Below are 23,469 nucleotides of genomic sequence, written 5' to 3'. Positions count from 1 at the left end.
GCGCGTGCGCCGCGTACAGTAACATCGTGTCAATATGAAATAAATTGCATCGACTGATGGTAACCGGAGCGAGAGTACGTTGAACGAGCCCATCCAAGCCTGCCTGCCATCGGCGCGCGATGCCAGGCAAGGCAGCCTGTCCTTCCTTGCCGCCCCCGGCGAAATGGGCGCGCGCATCGCCGCCTATGACTGGACCGATACGCCGCTGGGCGACCTGCACGCGTGGCCGCAAAGCTTGCGCACGGTCGTCAGCCTGATGCTCAACTCGAATCACCCGATGTGGCTGGGCTGGGGGCCGGAAGCGACGTTCCTGTACAACGACGCCTATATCGACGTGCTCAGCCACGCCAAGCATCCGCTGGCGCTGGGCCGTCCCGCCAGCCAGGTGTGGGCGGAAATCTGGGACTATTGCGCGCCGCTGGTGGACAAAGTGTTCCGGCACGGCGAATCGTCGTACGAGCACGTGCAACTGTTCATGAACCGGGGCACGTGGGTCGAAGAAACGTGGTATTCGTTTTCATACAGCCCCGTGGTGGATGAGTCGGGCGGCGTGGGCGGCTTGTTTTGCCCATCCACCAATACCACGTCCACCAACCAGAATACGCGCCGGCTGGCGTCGCTGACGGCGCTGTCGGCCGAAGCGCTGCGTGAAGATTGCCTGCCTGGCGCCTGCGAAAAAGCCATGCAGGCCATTGCCGCCAATCCGCAGGATATTCCGTTTGCGCTGCTGTACACGATCGCCGGCGGCGTGGCGCGCCTGCAGCAGGCGGCCCATGTGCCGTGCGGCGCGGAAGGCCACGCCATCGCGCCGCACGAAATCGTGCTGGCGGCCGAGGCGCCGGGTGCGGCCCCTGCAGACAGTTGCCGCTGGCCGCTGCGCCGCCTGTGGCTGGGCGGCGGCCCGGAATTGCTGCCCGTGGGCGACCTCGATGCGCTGCCGCTGGGACTGGCCAACCAGCGCATCACGCAAGCGCTGGCGCTGCCGCTGCAAATGCCCGGCCAGGACCAAGCCGCGGGCGTGCTGATCATGGGCGCCAGCCCCGCGTGCAAACTCGACGCGGAATACCGCACGTTCTTTGAACTGGTGGCGGCGCAGGTGGCGGCCGCCATGCAAAATGCCATGGCCGCGCAAGCGCAGCGTGAACGGGCCGACATGCTGGCGGAACTGGACCGCGCCAAGACGGCATTCTTTTCCAATGTCAGCCATGAATTCCGCACGCCGCTGACCTTGATGCTGGGACCGCTGGAAGATGCGCTGGCCGACAGCGCCAGCCTGCCGCCCGAACAGCGTGGCCGGCTGGAACTGGCGCACCGCAATGCACTGCGTTTGCAGCGCCTCGTCAACACCCTGCTGGACTTTTCCCGGGTGCAGGCAGGCCGCATGCACGCATCCTTTGCCCCCACTGACCTGGCGGCGCTGACCAGCGACCTGGCCAGCGGCTTCCGTTCCCTGATTGAAAACGGGGGATTGCAACTGGATGTGCAATGCATGCCGCTGGCGATGCCGGTGTATGCCGATGCGTCGCTGTGGGAAAAAATCGTGCTGAATTTACTGTCGAACGCATTCAAGTTCACGTTCGAGGGCGGCATCCGGGTGACGCTGCAGCAGCAAGGGCAGCACGCCGTGCTGTGCGTGGCCGACAGCGGCGTGGGCATCGCGGCCGGCGACTTGCCGCACGTGTTTGAACGCTTCCGCCGCATCGAAGGGGCGAAGTCGCGCAGCCATGAAGGCAGCGGCATCGGCCTGGCGCTGGTGCGCGACCTGGTGGAATTGCACCACGGCGCCATCACTGTGCACAGCGAGCCTGGCGTGGGTACCCGTTTCACTGTGACGCTGCCGCTGGGCCGCGCGCACTTGCGCGACGACCAGATCAGCGCACCGCCCACAGCACCGGCCGGTAATGCCGTGCGCAGCTTTACCGCGGAAGCGGCGCGGTGGCTGCCGGACCAGGACTATCCGCCGCTGCCGGCGCCACTGCCACCGCTCGCCCCCATGCAGCCCATGCCGCTGGCCGACGTATCCGACGCCACGGCCGTCACGGCAGCCGTGCTGGCAAAAGCCGCCGTGCTGGCGGAAACCGGCCATATCATCGTGGCCGACGACAATGCCGACATGCGGCTTTACCTGCACCGCTTGCTGAGCGAGCGGTGGCGCGTGACGATGGTGGCCAATGGCCGCGCCGCGCTCGACAGCGCACGCGCCGATCCGCCCGGCCTGGTGATATCCGACGTCATGATGCCCGAGCTCGACGGCTTTGGCCTGCTCGCCGCGCTGCGGGCCGACCGCCGCTTGCAAGACACGCCGGTGCTGCTGCTGTCCGCCCGCGCTGGTGAGGAAGCCCGCCTCGAAGGCATCCATGCGGGCGCCGACGATTACCTCGTCAAGCCGTTTTCCGCCCGTGAATTGCTGTCCCGCGCGGAAGCGCAATTGATGCGCAATCGCCTGCGCCAGCTGGAAAAAGCCCATTCGCACCGCATGGCCACGGTATTCCAGCAAGCGCCCATGGCCATTGCCATCCTGCGCGGGCCGGGGCTGGTGGTGGAATTGATGAATGACCGCTTCCGCGAACTGGTCAACGGCCGCGACGCCACAGGCCAGCCCTTGCGCCTGGCATTTCCAGAATTGCAGGGTCAAGGCGTGCTGGAAGAACTGGAACGCGCCTATGCGAGCGGGCACGCGCAAGTGGTCAATACGCGCCGCGTGTGGCTGGCGCGCGGCGCGCACGGCGAACTGGAAGAATGCCATTTCGATTACGTGCACCAGCCTGTGCGCAATGCCGCAGGCATGGTGGACCGGGTGGCGGTGGTGGCCTATGAAGTGACGGAACTGGTGCGGGCGCGGCGCGCGGCGGAAGTGGCGAACCGCGCGAAAGATGAATTCCTCGCCATGCTGGGCCATGAGCTGCGCAATCCGCTGTCGCCGATTTTAGTCGCGCTGGAACTCATGAAACTGAAAGGCGTGGACCATGTGCTGCGCGAACATGCGGTCATCGAGCGCCAGGCGCGCCACCTGGTGCGCCTCGTCGATGACTTGCTGGACGTGGCCCGTATCGCGCAGGGCAAAGTCGTGCTGCAGCGGGAGCGGGTGGAACTGGCGCCGCTGGTGGCGCAGGCCGTGGAAACTGTCAGTTCGCTGCTGGAAGAACGCAGCCACCACTTGACCGTGGATGTGCCGGCGCAGGGCCTGGCGCTTGATGCCGATCCGGTACGCTTTACGCAAGTACTGTCGAATTTGCTGACCAATGCCGCCAAATACACGAACCGCAACGGCAGCATCACGCTGCGGGCCCACGCGGAAGACGGCCATTGCGTGCTGCGCGTGGCCGATAACGGTATCGGCATTACGCCGGACATGCTGCCGCGCCTGTTCGACTTGTTTGTGCAGGAACCGCAGGCGCTGGACCGTGCGCACGGCGGCCTCGGACTGGGGCTGGCCATCGTGCGCAGCCTGGTTTCGCTGCACGGCGGCATCGTGTCAGCCTACAGCCCAGGGCCTGGCCAGGGCAGCGTTTTTGAAGTGCGGCTGCCGCTGGCGTCAGGCTCGGACAGCGCCTTGCAGCCCGCCGCCATGCCGGCGCCGGCCACACAGGCATTGCCGGCCGCGCTGCGCCGCCGCATCATGCTGGTGGACGACAATACCGACATGCTGGACGCGCTCAGCGAATTGCTGGCGATGCAGGGACATGAAGTGCATGCGCTGTCCGACCCGGCCAGCGCGCTGAAGGAAGCGGAGCGGCTGCAGCCGGACCTGGCCATCCTCGACATCGGCTTGCCCGGCATGGATGGCTATGAACTGGCCGCTGAATTGCGCCGCCGTCCGCAGCTATCGGGCTTGCGGCTGGTGGCGCTGACGGGGTATGGCCAGGCTGCGGACCAGCACCGTTCGGCGGCGGCAGGGTTCAGCGCGCATTTGGTCAAGCCCGTGAATCCCGTCCAGCTGGCGGCGCTGATCGAATCATCGGCGTAATGTGGCGCCGGGGTCTTGCATGTAGAACGAATTTGCCGCACCATCGGTCAGATCAGCCCACCGCACCGAGGCGTCCATGACCGAACCGCCGCAGCTCGCCAAACTGAAAATCGACCGCAGCGCCACCGCGCCCCGCCCCGGGCGGCGGCGCTGGGTGAACATCACCGTTGCCATCATGGCCGCCGCCGCCATCGGCGCCGTCATTGCATCGCGCTCCGGCGCCAGGCCGGAAGTGGAAACCGCCACCGTCTCGGTGGCCTGGCCATCGCAAAACCTGACGTTGCTGAACGCCACCGGCTACGTGGTGGCGCAGCGCAAAGCCGCCCTGTCATCGAAAGCCACGGGACGGCTGGAATGGCTGGGTGTGCTGGAAGGGTCGAAAGTCAAGGCTGGCGACGTGATTGCCCGGCTGGAAAGCCGCGACCAGGAAGCCGCGCTGGCCCAGGCGCAAGCCAATATCAAAGTGGCGCAAGCCAACCTGGAACAGGCGCGCGCGGAACTGGCCGACGCCAAACAAGCGTACCAGCGCGCCAATGAATTGCTGGCGCAGCGCTTCATTGCCGCCGCCACCGCCGATACGGCGCAAGCGCGCTACAACAAGGCCAATGCCGCCGTCACGGCGCAAAAAGCCGCCATCGCCATGGCGCAGGCAGGCGCGCAGGCGGCCCAGGTGGCGCTGGAACAGACGCGCATCCGCGCCCCGTTCGACGGCGTGATCCTGACCAAGAATGCCAACGTGGGCGACAACATCACGCCGTTTTCTTCCGCTGCCGACAGCAAAGGCGCCGTCGTCACCATCGCCGACATGGAAACGCTGGAAGTCGAAGCCGATGTGTCGGAGTCCATGCTGGCGAAAATCCGCGCCGGCCAGCCGGCGGAAATCCAGCTCGACGCCTTCCCCGACATCCGGCTGGCCGGCGCCGTATCGCGCATGGTGCCGACTGTCGACCGCAGCAAGGCGACGTTGCTGGTCAAAGTGCGCTTCGATGAACGCGATGCCCGCGTGCTGCCCGACATGAGCGCGAAAGTCGCGTTCCTGTCGCAGCCCGTGCCGCCAGCCGACCGCACGCCGGTATTGGCCGTGCAGCCCGGCGCCGTCGCCACGCGCGATGGCAAATCCGTGCTGTTCATTGCCGCCGATGGCAAAGTCAGGCAAGTACCCGTCACGCCTGGCCGCAAGGTCGGGGAACTGGTGCAGCTCACTGGCGGCATTACTGGCGGCATTACTGGCGGCATCAAGGCCGGCGATAAAGCCGTCTTGAAACCAGCGCCGGCATTGCGCGATGGCCAGGAAGTGCGTCTGGCAGGCAAACCATGAGCGGCGCTCCCGCCGCGCCGCTGGTGCACATCGCCAACCTGGTGAAATCGTACCGGCGCGGCGGCCAAGTGGTGCCCGTGTTGACGGATATCACGCTCGACATTCCCGCGGGCGCGTTCACTGCGCTGATGGGTCCATCCGGCTCCGGCAAAAGCACGCTGCTGAACCTGATCGCGGGGATCGACAAGCCCGATTCCGGCGTGCTGCAAGTCAATGGCCTGGACATCGCCGCCATGCCGGAATCCGCGCTGGCGCACTGGCGCGCCGCCAACGTGGGTTTCATTTTCCAGTTCTATAACTTGATGCCCGTGCTGAACGCGTATGAAAACGTGGAATTGCCGCTGCTGTTGACCAACCTGCCGCGGCGCGAACGGCGCGAACGGGTGGAAATGACGCTGGCCATGGTGGGACTGGCTGACCGCATGGACCATACGCCCAATGAATTGTCGGGCGGCCAGCAGCAGCGCGTCGCCATTGCCCGCGCCATCGTCACGGATCCCGCGCTGATCGTGGCCGATGAACCGACTGGCGACCTTGACCGCCAGTCGGCCACGGACGTGCTGGCGCTGCTGCGGCGCCTGAACGGGGAGCTGGGCAAGACCATCGTCATGGTCACGCACGACGCCCACGCCGCCGCCCAGGCGCGCACGCTGGTGCACCTGGAGAAAGGGGAACTGAGACCGGCCACGTCCGAAGCTGCCGGAGTGGATTGAACCATGTACGTGCTGCGCCTGATTTCCCGCAACGCGCTGCGCCACAAATTGCGCACGGCGCTGACGGTATTGGGGCTGGTGGTGGCGACCCTGTCATTCGGCTTGCTGCAAACCGTCGTGGGCGCGTGGTACGCGGGCGCGGAAGGCGCATCGAACACCACGCTGGTGACGCGCAACGCCACGTCGCTGGTATTTTCTTTGCCGCTGGCATACCAGGCCCGCATCCGCGGCATGGAAGGCGTGACGGGGGTCGGCTATGCCAACTGGTTTGGCGGCATCTACAAGGACCCGAAGAACTTCTTTGCGCAATTCGCCATTTCAGGCCAGAGCTACCTGGACATCTATCCGGACTTCCTGCTCCCCGACAGTGAACGCACGGCCTTCCTGCGCGACCGCAAAGGCGCGATTGTCGGCCGCAAGCTGGCCGACCAGTATGGCTTCAAAGTAGGCGATACGATCCCCATCCGCGGCACGATTTATCCGGGCCAGTGGTCGTTCACGATCCGCGGCATTTATGACGGCCGCCAGCCGTCGACCAACACGGCCACCATGTTTTTCCACTGGGATTACGTCAATGAAGGCGTGAAGAAAGTGTATCCGCGCCGCGCCAACCAGGTGGGCGTGTACGTGGTGCGTATTGCCCGCGCGGAAGATGCAGCCGCCGTGTCGCAAGCCATCGATGCGCAATTTGCCAATTCACTGGCGGAGACGCTGACCGAGACCGAGAAAGCGTTCCAGCTGGGCTTTGTCGCCATGTCGGAAGCCATCGTGGCGGCCATCCGCATCGTATCGTTTGTCGTCATCATCATTATCATGGCCGTCATGGCCAACACGATGGCCATGAGCGCGCGCGAGCGGCAGGCCGAATATGCGACCTTGAAAGTACTGGGCTTCGGCCCCGGCTATCTTGCCTTGCTGATTATCGGCGAAGCGCTGCTGCTGGCGCTGGTGGGCGCGGCAGGCGGCATTGCGCTGCTGTTCCCGCTGGCCGGTGCAATTGCCGCCAACCTGGGCACCATGTTCCCCGTCTTCCACGTGGCGCCTGTTACCCTCGCCATGCAAGTGGGAGCGGCGCTGCTGGTGGGATTGATATCGGGCGCGATCCCTGCCGTGCGGGCGGCGCGCATGCGCATATTGGATGGCCTGAGGAGCATCGCCTGATGAAGATCCCGCTGCCCTACATCGCGCGCAACCTGTGGGCGCGCCGCCTGACCACGGCGCTGACGGCGGGCGGGCTGGCGCTGGTGGTATTCGTGTTTGCCACCGTGCTGATGCTGGACGAAGGCTTGCGCAATACGCTGGTCACGACGGGCGAATATGACAACGTGGTGGTCACGCGCCGCTCGGCGGAAACAGAAGTGCAAAGCGGCGTGGACCGCAATATGTCGAATATCGTGGCCAGCCACCCTGCCATTGCCCGCGATGCGCAAGGCAGGCCGCTGCTGTCGAAGGAAACCGTGGTGCTGATTTCATTGCCGCGCCGCGGCAGCGGCAAGGCGTCGAATGTCGTCATCCGCGGCGCCAGCCAGCAAGGCTTTGCGCTGCGGCCGCAAGTGCATGTAACGGAAGGCCGCCTGTTTACGCCGGGCGCTTCGGAAGTCATCGTCGGCAGCGGCATCGCGCGCCGCTTTGCCGGTGTGGCGATCGGCGACCAGCTGCGTTTCGGCCAGCGCGAATGGACGGTGGTGGGCTTGTTCGATGCGGGCAACAGCGGCTTCGATTCGGAAATCTGGGGCGATGCCGACCAGCTGGTGCAGGCGTTCCGCCGCCTGGCGTGGTCATCCATCGTGCTGCGCCTGTCGGACAGCAGCCGCTTTGAGCAGCTCAAAGGCGACCTGGAAAACGATCCGCGCCTGACCGTGGAAGCGCGGCGCGAACAAACGTTTTATGCCGACCAGTCGAAGGCGCTGTCGAACTTCATCAGTATCCTGGGCCTGGCGCTGTCCATCATTTTCTCGGTCGGCGCGATGATCGGCGCCACCATTACCATGTACGCATCCGTGGCCAGCCGCACGGCGGAAATCGGCACGCTGCGCGCGCTGGGCTACCAGCGCCGCCATATCCTGGCCGCATTCCTGCTGGAAGCCATGCTGCTGGCGCTGGTGGGCGGTGTGGCGGGCCTCGCGTGCGCCTCGCTGATGCAAATGCTGTCATTCTCCACCACCAATTTCCAGTCGTTTTCCGAACTGGCTTTCGGCTTCCGCCTGACGCCGCTCATTGCCGTGAAAACCCTGATGTTTGCCATGGCCATGGGTTTCATCGGCGGCTTCCTGCCCGCTGTGCGCGCCGCGCGCATGAAAATCGTCGATGCGCTGCGGGCGGCCTGATATAACTCATGCTACACTTTGCGCCCTGCCCGCCGTATCCGCGACGAATTCCATGCCACTGACTTTGCCACGCTCCGCCCCGCCGCGTATCCGGGGCAAGCTGCCGCGCAAATTGCCGCGCGCGGCGGCCTGGGCATGCGCCGTGTTTTGGCTGCTGGCGCAAGCCGGCCATGCGATTGCGGCCGGCGAAGACCGCAAGGTGCTGGTGCTGTATTCGCTGGGCGCGGAAAATATCTCGGCGTGGCAAGCCATGGTGCACAAGGGCTTGTACGATGAACTGGGCCGCAAGGCGTGGGGCGACGTGCCGATGATCTTCGAGGAGCGCTTCGACGTGGCCCGCGTCGGCAGGCAGCCGTCGCTGGACAGCATGGCGCCCTACCTGCGCACCAAGTATGCGCAAGTCAAGCTCGATGCCGTGGTGACGGAAAACTACCTGGCCGCCACCTTCCTCAACAGCCATCCCGAACTATTCCCCGGCGTACCCCGCTTCTACGTCAACCATGGCCGCAGGGGCTGGCGCCCGCGCGATGGCGAAGCGCTGGAAGTCGCGCATGATTATGGCCGCATGCTGGGCGTCATCACGCGCGTGGCGCCGTCCACCAGGCGCATCGTGGTGGTAGGCGACAAGACGCCCCGCGTGCAGGAATGGATCGCCGGTGCGCGCGAAGCGGCCCGCGCCTATGGCCAGCGGCTGCAGATGGAATACTGGGACAACCAGAGTTTCGATGAGCTGTACCGCCGCGCGTCGCTGCTGAAAGGCGGAACGGCCATCCTGATGTTTGCCACCTATACCGACAGCACGGGCGGCGCCGCGCTGCCGTCGGACGTGGCGCGCAAGCTTGCGGACGTCACGCAAGTGCCGATCTTTACCCACGTGGAATCGCTGGTCGTGCCCGGCATTGCGGGCGGCTATGTGCTGAGCGGCGAAGCCATCGGCCGTGCCGTGGCCCAGGTACTGCAAGGGCAGCCTGCCGACATGAGCAATGTGCAGCGCTACGTGTTCGACTACCAGACTGCCGAACGCTATGGCTTGGTCAACATCCCGCAGGGGGCGCTGATGCTGAACCGGCCACACGGCGTATGGGAACTGTACCGCTGGCAAATCCTGACCGGCGTGGGATTGATCGTCGTGGAAGGCGTGCTGATTACCGCGCTGGTGATGGCGCTGCGCGCGCGCCGCCGCGCCATGGGTGCGCTGAACGATGAGCGCAACAACCTGGAAGACCGTGTGCTGCAGCGGACGCTGGAACTGTTGATGGCCAATACCAAGCTGGAACAGCTGGCCACGACGGACCCGCTGACGGGCATCGCCAACCGCCGCAAGATGACGGAGCACATTGCCAAGGAACTGGAGCGGGTGCGCCGCCTGCGCCACCCGCTGGCGCTGCTGATGGTGGACATCGACCACTTCAAGCGCATCAACGATACCTATGGCCACGAGGCGGGCGACCGCGCCATTATTGCCGTGGCCAACATGCTGTCCGCCAGCCTGCGGGCAATCGATACCGTGGCCCGTTTTGGCGGGGAAGAATTCGTGCTGCTGATGCCGGAAACCGACCTGGAAACGGCTGGCCTGGCAGCGGAACGCTTGCGGGAAGCGGCGTCGCTGCTGGCGGTGGAAGTCGATGGCGGGCTGGCCATTGCGCTGACCATCAGTATCGGCGTGGCCGCGTCGCGGCCGCAGCAGGCGCCGGATACGGCGTCGTCGTTGCTGGTGCGGGCGGACAAGGCGCTGTACCAGGCCAAGGAAGAAGGACGGAACCGGGTGGTGCTGGGACCGTGACGTCCCAGTATCAGTAGCCGAAACAGTTACTCCGCGTCCGCCTGCTGCGACGGATGCGCGGCCTGGAACGCAGGCAGCTCCGCACAATTGGCGGCAATCCGCGCAATCTGCGGGTACGGCGCCAGATCCACGCCAAAGCGCTGTGCATTGAACACTTGCGGCATCAGCAGGCAATCGGCCAGGCCCGGCGTATCGCCGTGGCAGTAGCGCCCCGCCTTGCCATCGCCCAGCAGCGCTTCAAACGCGGCCAGTCCCAGCGTCATCCACTGGTGCATCCACGCCGTCTTGGCTTCTTCTGAAATGCCCAGCGTCCCCGTCAGGTACTTCAGCACGCGCAGGTTCGACAGCGGGTGCGTGTCGCACGCGATGGTTTGCGCCAATGCCCGCACGCGGGCGCGGCCTGCCGGGTCGGCCGGCAGCAGCGGTGTTTGCGGATGCACTTCGTCCAGGTACTCGATGATGGCCATCGATTGCGTGATGGTGGCGCCGTTGTCCTGCAAGGCCGGCACCAGCGCGGCCGGGTTGATGCCCCGGTACGCTTCGGCCAGCTGCTCGCCGCCGTTTTTCAGCAAGTGCACCGGCACCGCCTCGTACGGCAAACCCTTCAAACCCAGCGCAATGCGGACGCGGTAAGCGGCCGAGCTGCGGAAGTACGTGTAGAGTTTCATGTCAGCCCCGTTCGCGGTAGTGCGCCACGGTCTGGTCGATCGCGCCGAAGATGGAAGCGCCGGCGGCATCGTTCATTTCAATGCGCACGGTATCGCCAAACTTCAGGAAGCCCGTCTGCGGCTTGCCGCTTTCAATGGTTTCATACATGCGCACTTCGGCCAGGCAGCAATAGCCGACGCCGCCGTTGGCAATCGACGAACCGTGCAGGCTGCCCTGCTTGTTCGATACGGTGCCGGAACCGATGATGGTGCCGGCGCCCAGCTCACGCGTTTGCGCCGCGTGCGCCACCAGCTGCGCAAAGCTGAACGTCATGTCTTCGCCCGCATTGGGCTTGCCGAATGGCTGGCCATTCAAATGCACGGCCAGCGGCAAGTGCACCTTGTTGTCCATCCAGGCGGCGCCCAGCTCATCCGGCGTGACGGCGACCGGAGAGAATGCGCTGGCTGGCTTGGAATTGAAGAAGCCGAAGCCTTTTGCCAATTCATTGGGGATCAGGTTGCGCAGCGAAACGTCATTGACCAGCATGACGAGGCGGATGGCTTGCGCTGCCTCGTCCGGCGTGGCGCCCATTTTCACGTCGCCCGTCACCACGGCCACTTCCGCTTCCAGGTCGATGCCCCAGTCTTCCGTCAACGCGTAGATGTTGTCACGCGGGCCGACAAAGCTGTCGGAGCCGCCCTGGTACATCAGCGGGTCCGTGTAGAACGATGCCGGCACTTCCGCATTGCGGGCGCGGCGCACCAGTTCCACGTGGTTGATGTAGGCGGAACCGTCGGCCCACTGGTAGGCGCGCGGCAGCGGCGAATGCGCGGCGGCCTGGTCGAATGGCTGCGCGCCTGCCGCGGCGCCGGCATTGAGCTGTTCATACAGCGCGGCCAGTTGCGGCGCAACCGCATCCCAGTTGTCCAGCGCTGCCTGCAAGGTCGGCGCAATGCTTGCTGCGGAAACACAGCGCGACAAGTCGCGGCTGACGATGACGAGGGCGCCGTCGCGGCTGCCGTTTTTCAGGGTGGCGAGTTTCATTGTGCGTTTCCTTCAGGTGCAGGCGCATGCATCCAGGCAGCGTGCCTGGGTGCGCGTTTGGTTTTGGACCACTCTTCGAGCATGTCCCATTTGACGTCGTCCAGCTTTTTCATCATGTCCGGCGTGCCGGTATTGGCCGCCAGTTCCAGGCGGTGGCCGTTCGGATCGAAGAAATAAATCGACTTGAAGATCGTGTGGTTGACGGGACCCAGCACGTCGATGCCGGCGGCCACCAGGCGTTCTTTCGCGGCCAGCAATTCATCCATGCTGCCCACCTCCAGCGCCAGGTGCTGTACCCACGCCGGGGTATTGGTGTCGCGGCCCATTTCCGGCTGCGTCGGCAATTCAAAGAAGGCCAGGATATTGCCCTGGCCCGCGTCCAGGAACACGTGCATGTACGGGTCCGGCGCTTTGGTCGATGGCACTTCGTCTTCGGCAATGGCCAGCACGAAGTTCATGTTCAGGTGCTTCACGTACCACTCGACGGTTTCTTTCGCATCTTTGCAGCGGTATGCCACGTGGTGGATTTGCTTGATTTTCATGGTGGGCTCCTCGGAATACAGCCATTAAACCGTGGTTTCAGATATCATACAAACAGTATTTTTCAATCGATTTATCGGATTTTCTTATGAATCCCACGTTACGCCAAATGCGCGCGCTGGTTGCCGTCGCCCGCACCGGCAGTTTTACGCTGGCCGCCGAACAGTTGCACGTGACGCAATCGGCGCTCAGCGGCCAGATCAAGGAACTGGAACAGGTACTGGGCGTCAAAGTCGTCGAGCGCAACACGCGGCGCGCCCAGTTATCGGAAGTGGGGCGCGAACTGTATCCGCTGTTCGACAAAATGCTGCAAGACCTCGACGGCGCCATGGCGGACATCGCCAGCCGCAAAGCGTTAAAGAAAGGCTTGGTGCGGGTGGCGGCGCCGCAAATGATGGCGTGTACGCTGTTGCCGGAAGCGATTGCCGCCTACCGCGCCACGCATCCCGAAGTGCAAGTCAAGCTGGTCGACTGCCCGGTGGAAAACGTGTCCGGGCGCGTGTTTTCCGGCGAAGTGGATTTCGGCATCGGCCCGGAACGGGACCCGGCAGCGGAAATTGCCGCGCAATTATTGTTTGATATGCCATTCGTGCTGGTGTTCCCGTCCGGCCACCCGCTGGAAAGCCAGGGTAAGGTTACGTGGGCCGACGTCGAGCGCTATCCGCTGATTGCCCTGCAAGGCCAGTTCACGGAACGCTTGCTGCGCGACGTGCCGCTGCACCCGTTCAATGAAGTGACGTTCATGACCACGGCGCTGGCCATGGTCAATGCGGGACTGGGCGTGGCCGCATGCATTCCGTATGCGGCGCCGATGGCAAAGTTGTATGGCTTGCAAATGCGCTTGCTGCAAGAGCCGGAACTGACGCGGCGCTTCTTTGTATACACCAAGAGCACCCGCTCGCTGTCACCGGCAGCAGAAAGTTTTGTGGCTTTTTTGTTGCAATTTATGGTGGGCCACGAGTGGAACCGCGCCCGGGCTGATATGCTGGCCGTGTGACATCCGGGAAAATATTTCATGAATATCCTGCACATTGATTCCGCTTGTCTTGGAGACAATTCCGCGTCGCGCCAGCTGACTGCCGCCATTGTCGATGCGCTGCGGGTGCGCCACTGGGATGCCAATGTCGCCTACCGCGACCTGGGCGCCGGCCACCTGCCCCACGTCACGGGGCCGTTATTGCAAGTGATGCGCGGCCAGTGGAACAGCACCATTCCCCTCAATGAAGACTTGCAGGGCGACGTGATGCTGACCGAGCTGCTGCTGGCGGAATTCATGGTAGCCGACGTCATTGTGCTGGGCGCCCCCGTGCTGACCCTGTCGGTTCCCTCCACATTGAAAGCGTGGCTGGACCGCGTCGTACTGGAAGGCCGGACGTACAAGGTATCGCCCAGCGGCCGCACGATCGGCCTGGCAACCGGCAAACGCGCCATCGTAGCATCGACGCGGGGCGGCCCTACGCTGGCCGGCATGAGTGACTACCACACGGGTTACCTGAAAGCCGTCTTTGCCATGGTGGGCATCACGGACGTGCACATCCTGGAAGCGGATAACCTGGCGCAGGGCACGGCGGCGCGCGAACAAGCCATCGAAGCCGCGCTGCAGCAGGCCGCACTGCTGGCAGCGTAAAGCAGTCCGGCGCTTTACAATAAGATTTTTGCAGCGCCGCACTTTTATGTCTTCGAACACGATTGCCATCAACCAGCAAATGGACCACTTCGATGGCCACCACAGCGTGTGGGTATTCGGCTACGGTTCCCTGATTTACAAAGCAGACTTCCCTTTCATGCAGCGCCGCGCCGCCAGTATCACAGGCTGGTCGCGCCGTTTCTGGCAAGGCTCGCATGACCACCGTGGTACGCCCGCGGCGCCTGGCCGCGTCGTCACGTTGATTCCCGACGAAGGCGCCGTGTGCCATGGCATGGCGTACCTGGTATCGCCGGATGTGTTTACGCACCTCGATTACCGCGAAAAAAACGGTTACCTGCGGCGCGTCGTCGACATCGCGTTTGAAGACGGTTCCGGCGACATGGCCGAAGGCGTCGTCTACATTGCCCGCGAAGATAATGACTCCTTTCTTGGCCCGGCCAGCGAAGCGGACATTGCATTGCAAATTGCCGGCTCTTTCGGCCCCAGCGGCCCGAACAGTGATTACCTGACGCAACTGGCTGTCGCGCTGCGCGAATTGGGACGCGACGATGAACACGTGTTTGCCATCGAACAGCATTTGCTGGAGTTAATCGCCAGCAAAGATGGACGTTAACATTCCCCTTCACTGCACCGCAACCCTCGAACCAGACCTCCTCATTATGGCCTGGGCTGCACTATTGTGCTCAGGCCCCTCAAAGACGACGCCTCTATTAGACGGCGAAATCAGGTTAATTCGTGAGCATGGCAACCCAGCTGCATTAAATTTACGTGCAATGAAATCACCTTCTGCTTTGTCATGGCTAGACATGATCAGTTGATAGCCCTGGAACTCAACCAAATTGCGCATCACATCGATAAAGGCAGCGGTATGAATAATATCGTTGTGTTGCAGAGGGTCGTCTAGCAACAGCGCCTGCCACTTCGACCATCTGTAAGCAGTGCTGGCAGCACAAAGAATACTAAAGCCGTTTGCAGCAAGCTGCCCCTCGCTCAACACGACTTGCGGAGGTAAGACTTCCTGCTGTATTGATCCGAATTCCGTCGGATGCCGCCTTTGCAACAACATACCTAACGTTGTTGAGTCAACTCTATGTGCCGTTTTGAATTGAATTGATTGGCCAGGAGTACTCAACAACGCTTCATTAAAATCGCAAATCACGCCATTAAGTGGCGCTAGCACTTGTGCAGTGTAGTCTTCCGCATGGCTCTTAAGGGATTCAGTGAAGCCTTGAACAGCTCTTCGTGTTTCTTCCGTCAGTTTGAGGGCAGCCTTTGCCGCAGCTTCCTGTTGGTCAAGTTGAGCCAGATATCCTGATGGATCAGAAAAGCCTTCGTCACCTCCCACTTCTCTCATTTCACTGGCGACCTTTTCGATCTCTATTTTTAACAAGGCATCTTGATTTTCGCGTGCCAACTCCTGCAAGCCTGTCCGCAATGAATTTAGCGATACAACATCCCCCTGTAATGAGGCTAACGCATCATCCAATGCCTCCCGACTTGGGCTGCCATCTAATGAATTCCGCGTCCATCGTAATTGAAGCTGATTGGCAGTACGTTCCGCGTTGTTGCGCGCTTGTTCAGCTTCCGCCACGCTTTTTTCTGCCAAAATGAGGGATTGGCGAATAACATCCGACCTGGAACGAACATTTGCTGCAATTTCCGCGAATTGGTGCAACTGGGCCCGGGCAGCTTCCAACGATAAGCGCTGCTCTGAAAGCCGCATATTTATGTTCTCAGTAGACCAACCACTCATCCCACGCGCCGCTATGCGCTCAGTGCAGGCGGCAGTCTCCGACCGCAGTTCACTCAACTTTGCAAGAACCTTTGTTTGATGTTCGAGCAAGCTCTGTACCTCAGTCATGATTGCAGGAAGCCGTTCAGCCGCCGCTGCACCAGACGCTGCCCGTTCATCCTGCATGGCTGTGGCCTTGGTTAGATTTTCCAGCGAAATTTGCTCCCGCATGGTGACAACTGAACCAAGATCGGCTTTCTCGTCTACGCCTAACTCAACAGTCAATGCAACACGCGCCTGAAGTGCCGTGTCCCTGCTGGTTATCCACGCTCGCTCAACTGGCACCAGCGCGTCTATTGCTGCTTGTAACTGGCCGATTCGTAGGCGAACAATCATTTCCTCTGTGCGCAATGCCTCGATCTCATTAGCAATCCCGGCAAGCGCTACGTTCGAAGCCTGCGCAGCTTCATTGGCCAAAAGCTTGAGCTGGCCAACTTCAAAAGTGGTTCTGCATACCGGGCAATGCTGATCGTCATGGTTAATATGACTCGCAATCGTGGCTATCGCCGCACTAACCGCATTGGCGCGACGCTCAGCGGCTTCGAAATCGTTCTTTGCCCGCCGTATACGTTCGTCTAGCTGGTCACGCAATGGCACAACAGATTCAAGTCTAACTTTTGCATCCTGCTCAGCCTGCCGAGCCGCTGCCAATGCCTCTGCGGCTTGAGCAGTTCGCAAATCCAGTTCATTTAAGCGAGCATACGAGTCGACCAACGAGCGAGCCTGCTGTGCGATGCTTTTTGATCGCGCAACTTCGACCGCCATTTCCGTGTGACTCTGGACATCCGCTTCGGCTGTGGCAAGCGCTGCCCTGCGTTCCGCCAGAATCGCTGAAATGCGAGTCTGATCTGTCTCTGCTGCTACGATTTGAACACTAATGTCTTGTTGCCGGAGTAAATCTGTCCGGACCGCCTCCAGCAGCGAAATGTCTTGCTCCATACTTCGTAAAGCGGAACTCTGCGATGCCACATTCAGATCAGCACGCTCGCTTTCCGGTATCAGTTCCCTCAATGTATGACGGACAATCTCCGCGTCTTTGCGTAGACGCACTAACACCGGGTGATCAACCTGGGCATTGACATTCGCCACCGCAAATTGGTCAACTGAATCTTCAAGTCCTTTGAGTAATCCGATACGCTCAGCAATGCGGTGCAAACTTTGCTCAATTATTTCGCCAAGCCTGATCAACCATTGACTGAGTGTTTCGCCTTCAATATTTGGCATGGGCTCCTTAAGCAACGAAAAAAGCTTTGCTTCGAGTACGAGCGTTCGCTCCTGCACTTCGCCTTCTGTCAGCGTGCCCGATGCACGAACCGCTTGCTGAAGGCGATCAATACGAGACTGTAACCCTAGCCACACAGCGATTTTCTTTTGCACGTTCGCTATTGCAGTTCGTTCATCATCGAGCCGACGTGTAAAGGCATTGGTTGTTGGGCGCCCTCTTAAGCCTGAACGAACACTTTCAAGCCGTTCAATACCGCTCGGTCCTTTCAGCGCCTTCCATTGTTCCTGCTCGCCGAGACTGGTAAACCGCTGTTGCGATGTCTGACCTAAAAAGTGTGTCAACGCCAGGTAGGTTTCAAGGTCGTGTATTGCAACCCGCCCTTTTTTTGCAAGTTGCGTGATGATCACCTGCATTGGCGTCTCATACGCAGCGCTGCGTTCAATCTGCGAACCATCAGAGAATTCCAGCATCACTTTATGGGAGTTCGCCAAGGCTCCTGTCCTGGTTAAATATGCATCTTCTTTGAGCTTACCCTTTTCAACATACTCGGAAAAACGCCGGATTTTCCCCGTGAGCCCCCATTCAATGGCATCGAAAAAATTACTCTTTCCTAAACCATTAGTGCCTGTCAGCAGAGTCAGCCCCGGTGCAGCAGGGATATCGATGTCGAAATTGCCGAAAGTTCGAAAATCCCGAAGACTAATGCGGGAAAGATAAATGCCAGTCATATGAGGTCCCTTACTTCCCAAGCTTTCACAAGTGCTTCGACAATTTCATCAGGTGTTTTCTCCTGATCTAAAGCAATTCGCTTCCACTCATCAACCAGTGAGTGAGACAGCCCATCAACTTTCACATTTGCGTCGCTTAATTTATCAAGCGCCTGATTGCCAAGCTGATCTGGTTCACTCCATGGTTTAGCAAGAAATGTCCGCTTGATAAATTGATCGTAACTCTCTCCGTCCTCCTCTGGGGTATCGGGCAATAACCAGACAAGTTTGCGCGCGACCCTATCATCCCGTTCAATCGATAACGCAAGTGCAAGCCAATCACTATCTGCGGCACTGCCACGTGGGCCAACCAGTATTAACTGCATGTCTATGCTTTGGTCCGGGTTCAGGTGGGACCTCGCAACAACGCATTGATTACGATAGCGCCTAACTGCCTCGCGCACAGCTTCTGCTGTCGGAACATCCGGAAGCACACCAAGAACGAGCGTGTACCGGCCGATACTTAACGCCATACGATCTGCAGGCAAGTCACTCGGACTCAGCGTGGCTGCTGGTGTCGTACCACCGTAGAATACGGCCCCGGCGTATTGCGGCCTCGGTGTGCATGAGAGCGGTTTTCTTTCCGTAGAGCGCTTGGCTGCACTAGCATGCAGACGCTCTGACAGTTGCGTCAACAAGTGATGAATTGGTTGCTCACTCATGCTGGATTACCCCTCTCTATAGCGTTATTCAATCGATCAAAACGCCTGGCTTCAACCTCGCCCAACATCCCTATTAATGCAGCCGTCCCCGCTTCAACTGCTCGGCTAAATGCAACACTGATGGACAAGACCAGAGGTTCACAGCCAAATGGCTCGCTGAATGATGGCTGATCAACATTAGCCTGCGCGAATGCTGTCTCCGCGCTTCGCGTGATCTCAACTGTTCCCTCTACGGCCAGAATCACGAAATCTGTTTGCCACATAAAGGTGCCTGCTTGCAGCAAAATGGACTTGCCATTGATGAGGTCTGCGGCACAACTGTGACCAGCCCACACTGCGTTCTCGCCAAGGTCGCGACGTAAATTTCCCGGCCGCTCATTCTTTGGCTCTGTTGCAGTCCAGGCAGAAGCAATTGCCAATGACACCACTGTTCCGCGTATGATCTGAGGAAGCTTTTCCGGACCAACCAATACCTGCGCGGCGCCGTCGTCGTCAGCAGCACACATCATCAGGCACAGAAAATGTTTCAGGACTTCTGCTGTATCCGTAAACTCCACGTACCAATCGCTCCAAATAGTCGCCATTTGCTGCCGAAGATCCTGTGCAATGTCCAAACCGATAGCTCTGCCGGGATCTGAACCGGACCGAAAATACTCTTCAAGATGAGCATGAATTCGGCGAAGCATCCAGGCGTCAAGCCCTGCATGCAGTTCTTTGGCTAACCGAACCTTCGAAATTTCGCGGGCATCCTCTGTGCCGCCGCCAGGGAAATCTGCACAAATGGGGGGAACGCTTATGCCTTTGGCGTGAAGCGACTCCATTACGATCTGCCGCACGAAACCACGCCAATGCACTGGATCAGCATACAATGTGACGTTGCGGCTATGGCAGGCGACGCGCAGAATCGCGTTGGCGACCTCGCCAAGTGCATCCGGATCATCATGCAAAATGATTTTGTATGGACGCTCGGTATCCCATAGCGCTTGAATGTCTTTGCTTCCAAGCGCACCGGACCAATGAACATTCTGGCCATTCGCACGCAATTTGAATGTCACCGGAAGGTTTGCAGCTACCTGACGCAAAAGCCTCCGTGATAAGGGAATTTCCGCTGTTCTCGCCAAATCCCAGAAAAACGACCTCGCCTCACTCGACAACCGAGGTACCAAAATTGCATCGCCATGCAGCCTCAGCCAGTAATCGTGCTCTTCTTCATACTTACTGATTATATTGATAAACGGTTTGCGGACCGAATCACGCATGGGACCGCGGCGTATAATGACTTCATCGACCTCAATCTGCACAGTTTGACAATCAAGCAGTATCGTGCCAGGGACCACAGTAGGCAACTTGCTGACAGATCCGCACCAAATATGCCTGAAACTGCCAGTTTTAGAAATTTCACAAGCCTTAATAGTAACAAACACGGCCAGTCGATTCAAAACAGCGGTATAAATGCTAAAAATTTCTTCCTGCTGAGTTTGAAAAACAAGCTGGACACCGCGTCGTAGGTTTCCTGCAACGCGAGCCAACATGCCATTTTGTTCAATCAATGGACTGACTTGACGCTCATATTCCTGGTACAAGTTAACTGAAGTACCTTTTGCCAGCGCGAGGCGTGCATTATTGTCAATTCTTTGGAGAATATTGCCGAGCTCCTTTGTCCCCGGATGTTCGGTGATAAGACGAATCATCCCGCCATGATCAAAATCCGCGGACGCTGCGGCAACCAAATCAATCAGCCCGCCATCACCATTTCCGCTGACAAAAAAACGAGGGGCAGACCGTGCCGCAAACTCAGCAGTAGGTACGCCTGCATCAGACCAATAACTCTTGTCTCTTATTCCTTCAATACTTTCTTCCGGTTCCAGTCCAAATCCGACCGCAAGAAAAATCATATCAAACTGGTCGCTACGATTTTCACTCGGAAGTGCGTCGCCTGGATTACCAAGGAAATCAAAGATCACTTTATAGGAATTTCCGATGCGTTCAATACTTTTTACTTGATGTCCAAGGCGCTTTTCGAGAAATTGACCTTTGCGTAGACAAATATGCTCGAACTCGGTAATAACGTCAAAACGGACTTCTTGCGCGGGGCCGGCCTCCCAGTCAAGGATTGGTAAATTCGCAGCCTTGTCCGGCGTGTCGAAACCAGGCCAATCGTATATGTGAGGATCCAGCTTGCGTCTCGATGTTGCAGATTGAAGCGGCAGCAAGACCTCGGACTTCTCAAAGATCACAATGCGTGCCGTTGTAGCGAGCATCAAGGCAGCTGCAGTTGTAAGCCCAGCCGCGCCTGCACCAATAATAGCAATGCTCGCCGCACTATTTAGATATCCAAGTTTGTGCAGAGCATGCACCAACGATAATGCACGTACCTGTTGCGAATAAAAGGTGATACGTTTATCGAAACACCCAAGCACATAAAATTTCGGGTAATCAGAGACTGCCGCCCCTCTAACGATGTCCTCTGAATTCAATTCAGCACTCCGGATGCGTTCAGAATGATGTGCTCAGATATCGACTGCGTCTGCCTAAATTCCTGCCCCATTCGTCACGTCCCTCCTCTAGGAAATATCAAGGCAACGCTCGAAAGCTAAGTTTCTCAGAGGAACTTAAAATGACTCCTGGTTGCCTAGCCGACAGACTAGCAGTTTTTCCACGGAGAAAATACGTACTTTGTCACAGTGGGGCATGGCTGCCACATGATTTCCGTTGCGAGTGAAAAATACCTTAGAACAAGTCCAGCTGCCCGCCCTGTTTGGCCGCCGCCGGCACCGACAGCGGCCTGCGGAAACGCCCGGCATCAAGCTGGCGGAAGCGCATCATGCGCCGCTCCAGTCCCAGCCGGCGTACAGTTTTTTCCACCCGCTGGTGGATCAAATCCGCCCACACGCCCTCGCCCCGCATGCGCCTGCCGAATTCCGCCTGATAATCCTTGCCACCCCGCATATCGCGGATGCGGTTCATCACGCGCTGCGCGCGGTCCGGGAAGTGCGCCTCCAGCCATTGCTGGAACAAGGGATTCACTTCCCACGGCAGGCGCAGCACGATGTAATTCACGTGCAGCGCCCCTGCCTCGCACGCGGCTTCAATGACTTTTTCAATGTCCGGTTCCGTGATGAATGGAATGATGGGCGCAATGCTGACGCCAACGGGAATGCCCGCATCCGACAAGGTTTTAATCGTGCGCAGGCGCCGCGCCGGTGCTGCCGCGCGCGGCTCCAGGGTGCGGGCAATGCCGCTGTCCAGGGTCGTGATGGTGATGGCAGCCGACACCAGTTGCCGTTTCGCCATATCCGACAATAAATCGATATCGCGCTCAATCAGCGATGACTTCGTGATCAAACCCACCGGGTGGTCGCACTCATGCAGCACTTCCAAAACGCCCCGCGTGATTTTCAAACTGCGTTCACATGGCTGGTACGCATCCGTATTGACGCCCAGCGCAATGGATTCCGGCACATACGACGGCTTCGCCAATTCTTGCCGCAACAGCTCGGCCGCATTGACCTTGGCCACGATGCGCGTTTCAAAATCCAGCCCCGGCGACATGCCCAGGTAACTGTGCGACGGCCGCGCAAAGCAGTAAATGCAGCCGTGCTCGCAGCCCCGGTACGGATTCAGCGACACATTGAATGGGATATCCGGCGAACTGTTGCGCGTGAGGATGGATTTCGCCACTTCATCCGTGACGTGTGTCTTAAACACGCGGGGCGCATCATCGTCGCCGTGGTCCCAGCCATCATCGAACTGTTCGCGTCCATGCACGTCGTGACGCCCCTGCAGGTTGCTGACCGCGCCCCGCCCTTTCTGCACCTGCAACGGCGATGCCGGCAGCATGGTTTGCCACTTGTCCAAGACAACCTCAAATACTGTATATATAAACAGTATTCTATGCCGCCTTTCGCTGGCAAGCAAGCGCCATCAGAGGTGAGTTTTTGATAGATTTGTGCACCGTCCCGGGGCGCATAATGGGTTGGCCATATTGAGGTAGATCAACCGCTGTATAACCTTTTGCAAGGAACTTACATGCTCAAGAATCTCAAGATTTCAGCCCGGCTGGGCCTGGGTTTCGGATGTGTCGTGGCACTGCTGTTGCTGGTGTCGGCCATCAGTATTTCCCGCCTTGCTGCCAGCAATGAATTGACGCGGCAAATCCTCGAAGACCGCTATGCAAAATTCCTGCTGGCGGACGATGCAGTAAAAAACGCCATGGACAATGGCAGGCAAATCCGCAACATCTTGCTGGCGTCGAACGATGCGGACGCGGAACGCTTCAAGCGCGCCGCGGAAGTCAACCGTGGCGAAATTGTCGAAGATTTAAACAAGCTGCAAAAAATCGTCGTGCTGGAAAAAGCCAAGGACTTGCTGAAGAGTGCGCAGGATAAGCGCGCTCAACTCGATACGCGCTATGACCAGTTTTATGCCATTGCAAAGACCGACCGCAAAGCCGCGGCGGAATACCTGAGAACTGATTTTACGCCCGCCAATGAAGCGTTTTGGGGGGCTCTGGAAGCGTTTTCCAAATTTCAGGCTGAGTTGATGGACAAGGCCGGCGATGAAGTGGCGGCCAGTTATGAAGCCACGCGTACCCTGGTGATTTCGCTGGCAGCCGGCGCCGTACTGCTGGCCTTGGTCGTCGCTTACGTGATTACCGTCGGCATCGTGCAGCCGCTGAAAACCGCTGTCCGCGTGGCGGAAAAACTGGAAGCAGGCGACTTGTCCATGCAAATCGACGGCAGCGCCAGGGATGAAACCGGCCAGCTGCTCAACGCCATGCGCAATATGGTGGCCAAGCTGAACCAGGTGATCAGCGGCCAAAAGCAAGCCATCGAGGCAGCCAACCGGGGCGATTTCGCCATGCGCGTGGATTTGAATGGCTTGCACGGCTTCCAGAAAGAACTGGCGGAAGGCTTGAACCAGTTGATGGCGACAACGGGCGCCAGCGTGTCCGACGTGGTGCGCGTGATGGGCGCGCTGTCGGAAGGCGATTTGTCGAAAACCATTACCAAGGAATACCAGGGCGCATTCGATG

At 59.8% G+C, this 23,469-nt stretch carries 16 protein-coding genes and 1 pseudogene; 10 read left to right on the top strand and 7 right to left on the bottom strand.

Annotated features, from left to right (window positions below; all coding sequences use genetic code 11):
* The first annotated feature begins 79 nt into the window (after nt 1-79).
* The 6 genes from GM668_RS08510 to GM668_RS08485 all read left to right on the top strand — a co-directional run bounded on the left by GM668_RS08510 (nt 80) and on the right by GM668_RS08485 (nt 10,108).
* On the top strand, nt 80-3,967 hold the full coding sequence (locus GM668_RS08510; protein ID WP_211923365.1) for an ATP-binding protein: 3,888 nt from the start codon (nt 80-82) through the stop codon (nt 3,965-3,967).
* A gap of 76 nt (nt 3,968-4,043) precedes the next feature.
* Complete coding sequence (locus GM668_RS08505) at nt 4,044-5,285, top strand: efflux RND transporter periplasmic adaptor subunit (RefSeq protein ID WP_155438538.1); 1,242 nt, start codon at nt 4,044-4,046, stop codon at nt 5,283-5,285.
* Nucleotides 5,282-5,998 (top strand): ABC transporter ATP-binding protein, encoded by a 717-nt coding sequence (locus tag GM668_RS08500; protein ID WP_155438537.1) that lies wholly within the window; start codon nt 5,282-5,284, stop codon nt 5,996-5,998. The genes GM668_RS08505 and GM668_RS08500 overlap by 4 nt, the downstream gene beginning before the upstream one ends.
* Before the next feature lie 3 nt (nt 5,999-6,001).
* Nucleotides 6,002-7,159, top strand: a complete 1,158-nt coding sequence (locus tag GM668_RS08495) for an ABC transporter permease (protein WP_155438536.1) — start codon at nt 6,002-6,004, stop codon at nt 7,157-7,159.
* The gene (locus tag GM668_RS08490) at nt 7,159-8,325 is read left to right on the top strand and encodes an ABC transporter permease (protein WP_155438535.1); all 1,167 of its coding nucleotides are present in this window, start codon (nt 7,159-7,161) and stop codon (nt 8,323-8,325) included. The genes GM668_RS08495 and GM668_RS08490 overlap by 1 nt, the downstream gene beginning before the upstream one ends.
* Before the next feature lie 52 nt (nt 8,326-8,377).
* Entirely contained in the window at nt 8,378-10,108 is a 1,731-nt protein-coding gene (locus GM668_RS08485; protein WP_155438534.1) for a diguanylate cyclase, read from the top strand.
* 26 nt (nt 10,109-10,134) lie between these two features.
* On the opposite strand, the gene maiA is transcribed toward GM668_RS08485, so the two are convergent.
* Genes maiA through GM668_RS08470 form a run of 3 tightly spaced genes read right to left on the bottom strand, consistent with a single transcriptional unit; the run spans nt 10,135 to nt 12,342 of the window.
* Complete coding sequence (gene maiA, locus GM668_RS08480; RefSeq protein WP_155438533.1) at nt 10,135-10,776, bottom strand: maleylacetoacetate isomerase; 642 nt, start codon at nt 10,774-10,776, stop codon at nt 10,135-10,137.
* Nucleotide 10,777: 1 nt separating this feature from the next.
* Nucleotides 10,778-11,800, bottom strand: a complete 1,023-nt coding sequence (locus GM668_RS08475) for a fumarylacetoacetate hydrolase family protein (protein WP_155438532.1) — start codon at nt 11,798-11,800, stop codon at nt 10,778-10,780.
* Nucleotides 11,797-12,342, bottom strand: coding sequence for a VOC family protein (locus tag GM668_RS08470; RefSeq protein WP_155438531.1), 546 nt, complete (start codon nt 12,340-12,342; stop codon nt 11,797-11,799). The genes GM668_RS08475 and GM668_RS08470 overlap by 4 nt, the downstream gene beginning before the upstream one ends.
* An 86-nt stretch (nt 12,343-12,428) precedes the next feature.
* Between GM668_RS08470 and GM668_RS08465 the strand changes: the two genes are divergently transcribed.
* The 3 genes from GM668_RS08465 to GM668_RS08455 are packed head-to-tail and all read left to right on the top strand — an operon-like array spanning nt 12,429 to nt 14,601.
* Nucleotides 12,429-13,337: a LysR family transcriptional regulator gene (locus GM668_RS08465; RefSeq protein ID WP_155438530.1), complete on the top strand. Its 909-nt coding sequence runs from the start codon at nt 12,429-12,431 to the stop codon at nt 13,335-13,337.
* Between the two features lie 18 nt (nt 13,338-13,355).
* Nucleotides 13,356-13,967 (top strand): FMN-dependent NADH-azoreductase, encoded by a 612-nt coding sequence (locus GM668_RS08460; RefSeq protein ID WP_155438529.1) that lies wholly within the window; start codon nt 13,356-13,358, stop codon nt 13,965-13,967.
* Nucleotides 13,968-14,013: 46 nt separating this feature from the next.
* Nucleotides 14,014-14,601: a gamma-glutamylcyclotransferase gene (locus GM668_RS08455; protein ID WP_155438528.1), complete on the top strand. Its 588-nt coding sequence runs from the start codon at nt 14,014-14,016 to the stop codon at nt 14,599-14,601.
* 9 nt (nt 14,602-14,610) lie between these two features.
* Here GM668_RS08455 and GM668_RS08450 read toward each other — a convergent pair whose 3' ends face one another.
* The 4 genes from GM668_RS08450 to GM668_RS08435 form a co-directional block, all read right to left on the bottom strand.
* The gene (locus tag GM668_RS08450; protein ID WP_155438527.1) at nt 14,611-17,733 is read right to left on the bottom strand and encodes an AAA family ATPase; all 3,123 of its coding nucleotides are present in this window, start codon (nt 17,731-17,733) and stop codon (nt 14,611-14,613) included.
* Complete coding sequence (locus GM668_RS08445) at nt 17,730-18,245, bottom strand: ABC-three component system middle component 1 (protein ID WP_155438526.1); 516 nt, start codon at nt 18,243-18,245, stop codon at nt 17,730-17,732. Before GM668_RS08445 ends, GM668_RS08450 begins: the two co-directional genes overlap by 4 nt.
* A gap of 185 nt (nt 18,246-18,430) precedes the next feature.
* Entirely contained in the window at nt 18,431-20,911 is a 2,481-nt protein-coding gene (locus tag GM668_RS08440) for an ABC-three component system protein (RefSeq protein WP_155438525.1), read from the bottom strand.
* Nucleotides 20,912-21,164: 253 nt separating this feature from the next.
* Complete coding sequence (locus tag GM668_RS08435) at nt 21,165-22,274, bottom strand: PA0069 family radical SAM protein (RefSeq protein ID WP_155438793.1); 1,110 nt, start codon at nt 22,272-22,274, stop codon at nt 21,165-21,167.
* A gap of 189 nt (nt 22,275-22,463) precedes the next feature.
* Between GM668_RS08435 and GM668_RS31895 the strand changes: the two are divergent.
* Nucleotides 22,464-23,450 (top strand): annotated as a pseudogene (locus GM668_RS31895) (MCP four helix bundle domain-containing protein); the annotation flags it as partial.
* Nucleotides 23,451-23,469: the final 19 nt, after the last annotated feature.

Source organism: Pseudoduganella ginsengisoli (assembly GCF_009720865.1).
Classification (GTDB): domain Bacteria; phylum Pseudomonadota; class Gammaproteobacteria; order Burkholderiales; family Burkholderiaceae_D; genus Rugamonas; species Rugamonas ginsengisoli.
Note: the sequence above shows the minus strand (reverse complement) of the source record. Positions and strands in the feature narration are given on the sequence as shown.

What these genes read in the sequence shown, in the direction of transcription:
- GM668_RS08435 (WP_155438793.1), bottom strand. Translation starts at nt 22,274, where the DNA reads ATGCTGCCGGCATCGCCGTTGCAGGTGCAGAAAGGGCGGGGCGCGGTC.
- GM668_RS08465 (WP_155438530.1), top strand. Translation starts at nt 12,429, where the DNA reads ATGAATCCCACGTTACGCCAAATGCGCGCGCTGGTTGCCGTCGCCCGC.
- maiA (WP_155438533.1), bottom strand. Translation starts at nt 10,776, where the DNA reads ATGAAACTCTACACGTACTTCCGCAGCTCGGCCGCTTACCGCGTCCGC.
- GM668_RS08505 (WP_155438538.1), top strand. Translation starts at nt 4,044, where the DNA reads ATGACCGAACCGCCGCAGCTCGCCAAACTGAAAATCGACCGCAGCGCC.
- GM668_RS08460 (WP_155438529.1), top strand. Translation starts at nt 13,356, where the DNA reads ATGAATATCCTGCACATTGATTCCGCTTGTCTTGGAGACAATTCCGCG.
- GM668_RS08470 (WP_155438531.1), bottom strand. Translation starts at nt 12,342, where the DNA reads ATGAAAATCAAGCAAATCCACCACGTGGCATACCGCTGCAAAGATGCG.
- GM668_RS08500 (WP_155438537.1), top strand. Translation starts at nt 5,282, where the DNA reads ATGAGCGGCGCTCCCGCCGCGCCGCTGGTGCACATCGCCAACCTGGTG.
- GM668_RS08455 (WP_155438528.1), top strand. Translation starts at nt 14,014, where the DNA reads ATGTCTTCGAACACGATTGCCATCAACCAGCAAATGGACCACTTCGAT.
- GM668_RS08445 (WP_155438526.1), bottom strand. Translation starts at nt 18,245, where the DNA reads ATGGCGTTAAGTATCGGCCGGTACACGCTCGTTCTTGGTGTGCTTCCG.
- GM668_RS08495 (WP_155438536.1), top strand. Translation starts at nt 6,002, where the DNA reads ATGTACGTGCTGCGCCTGATTTCCCGCAACGCGCTGCGCCACAAATTG.
- GM668_RS08490 (WP_155438535.1), top strand. Translation starts at nt 7,159, where the DNA reads ATGAAGATCCCGCTGCCCTACATCGCGCGCAACCTGTGGGCGCGCCGC.
- GM668_RS08450 (WP_155438527.1), bottom strand. Translation starts at nt 17,733, where the DNA reads ATGACTGGCATTTATCTTTCCCGCATTAGTCTTCGGGATTTTCGAACT.
- GM668_RS08475 (WP_155438532.1), bottom strand. Translation starts at nt 11,800, where the DNA reads ATGAAACTCGCCACCCTGAAAAACGGCAGCCGCGACGGCGCCCTCGTC.
- GM668_RS08485 (WP_155438534.1), top strand. Translation starts at nt 8,378, where the DNA reads ATGCCACTGACTTTGCCACGCTCCGCCCCGCCGCGTATCCGGGGCAAG.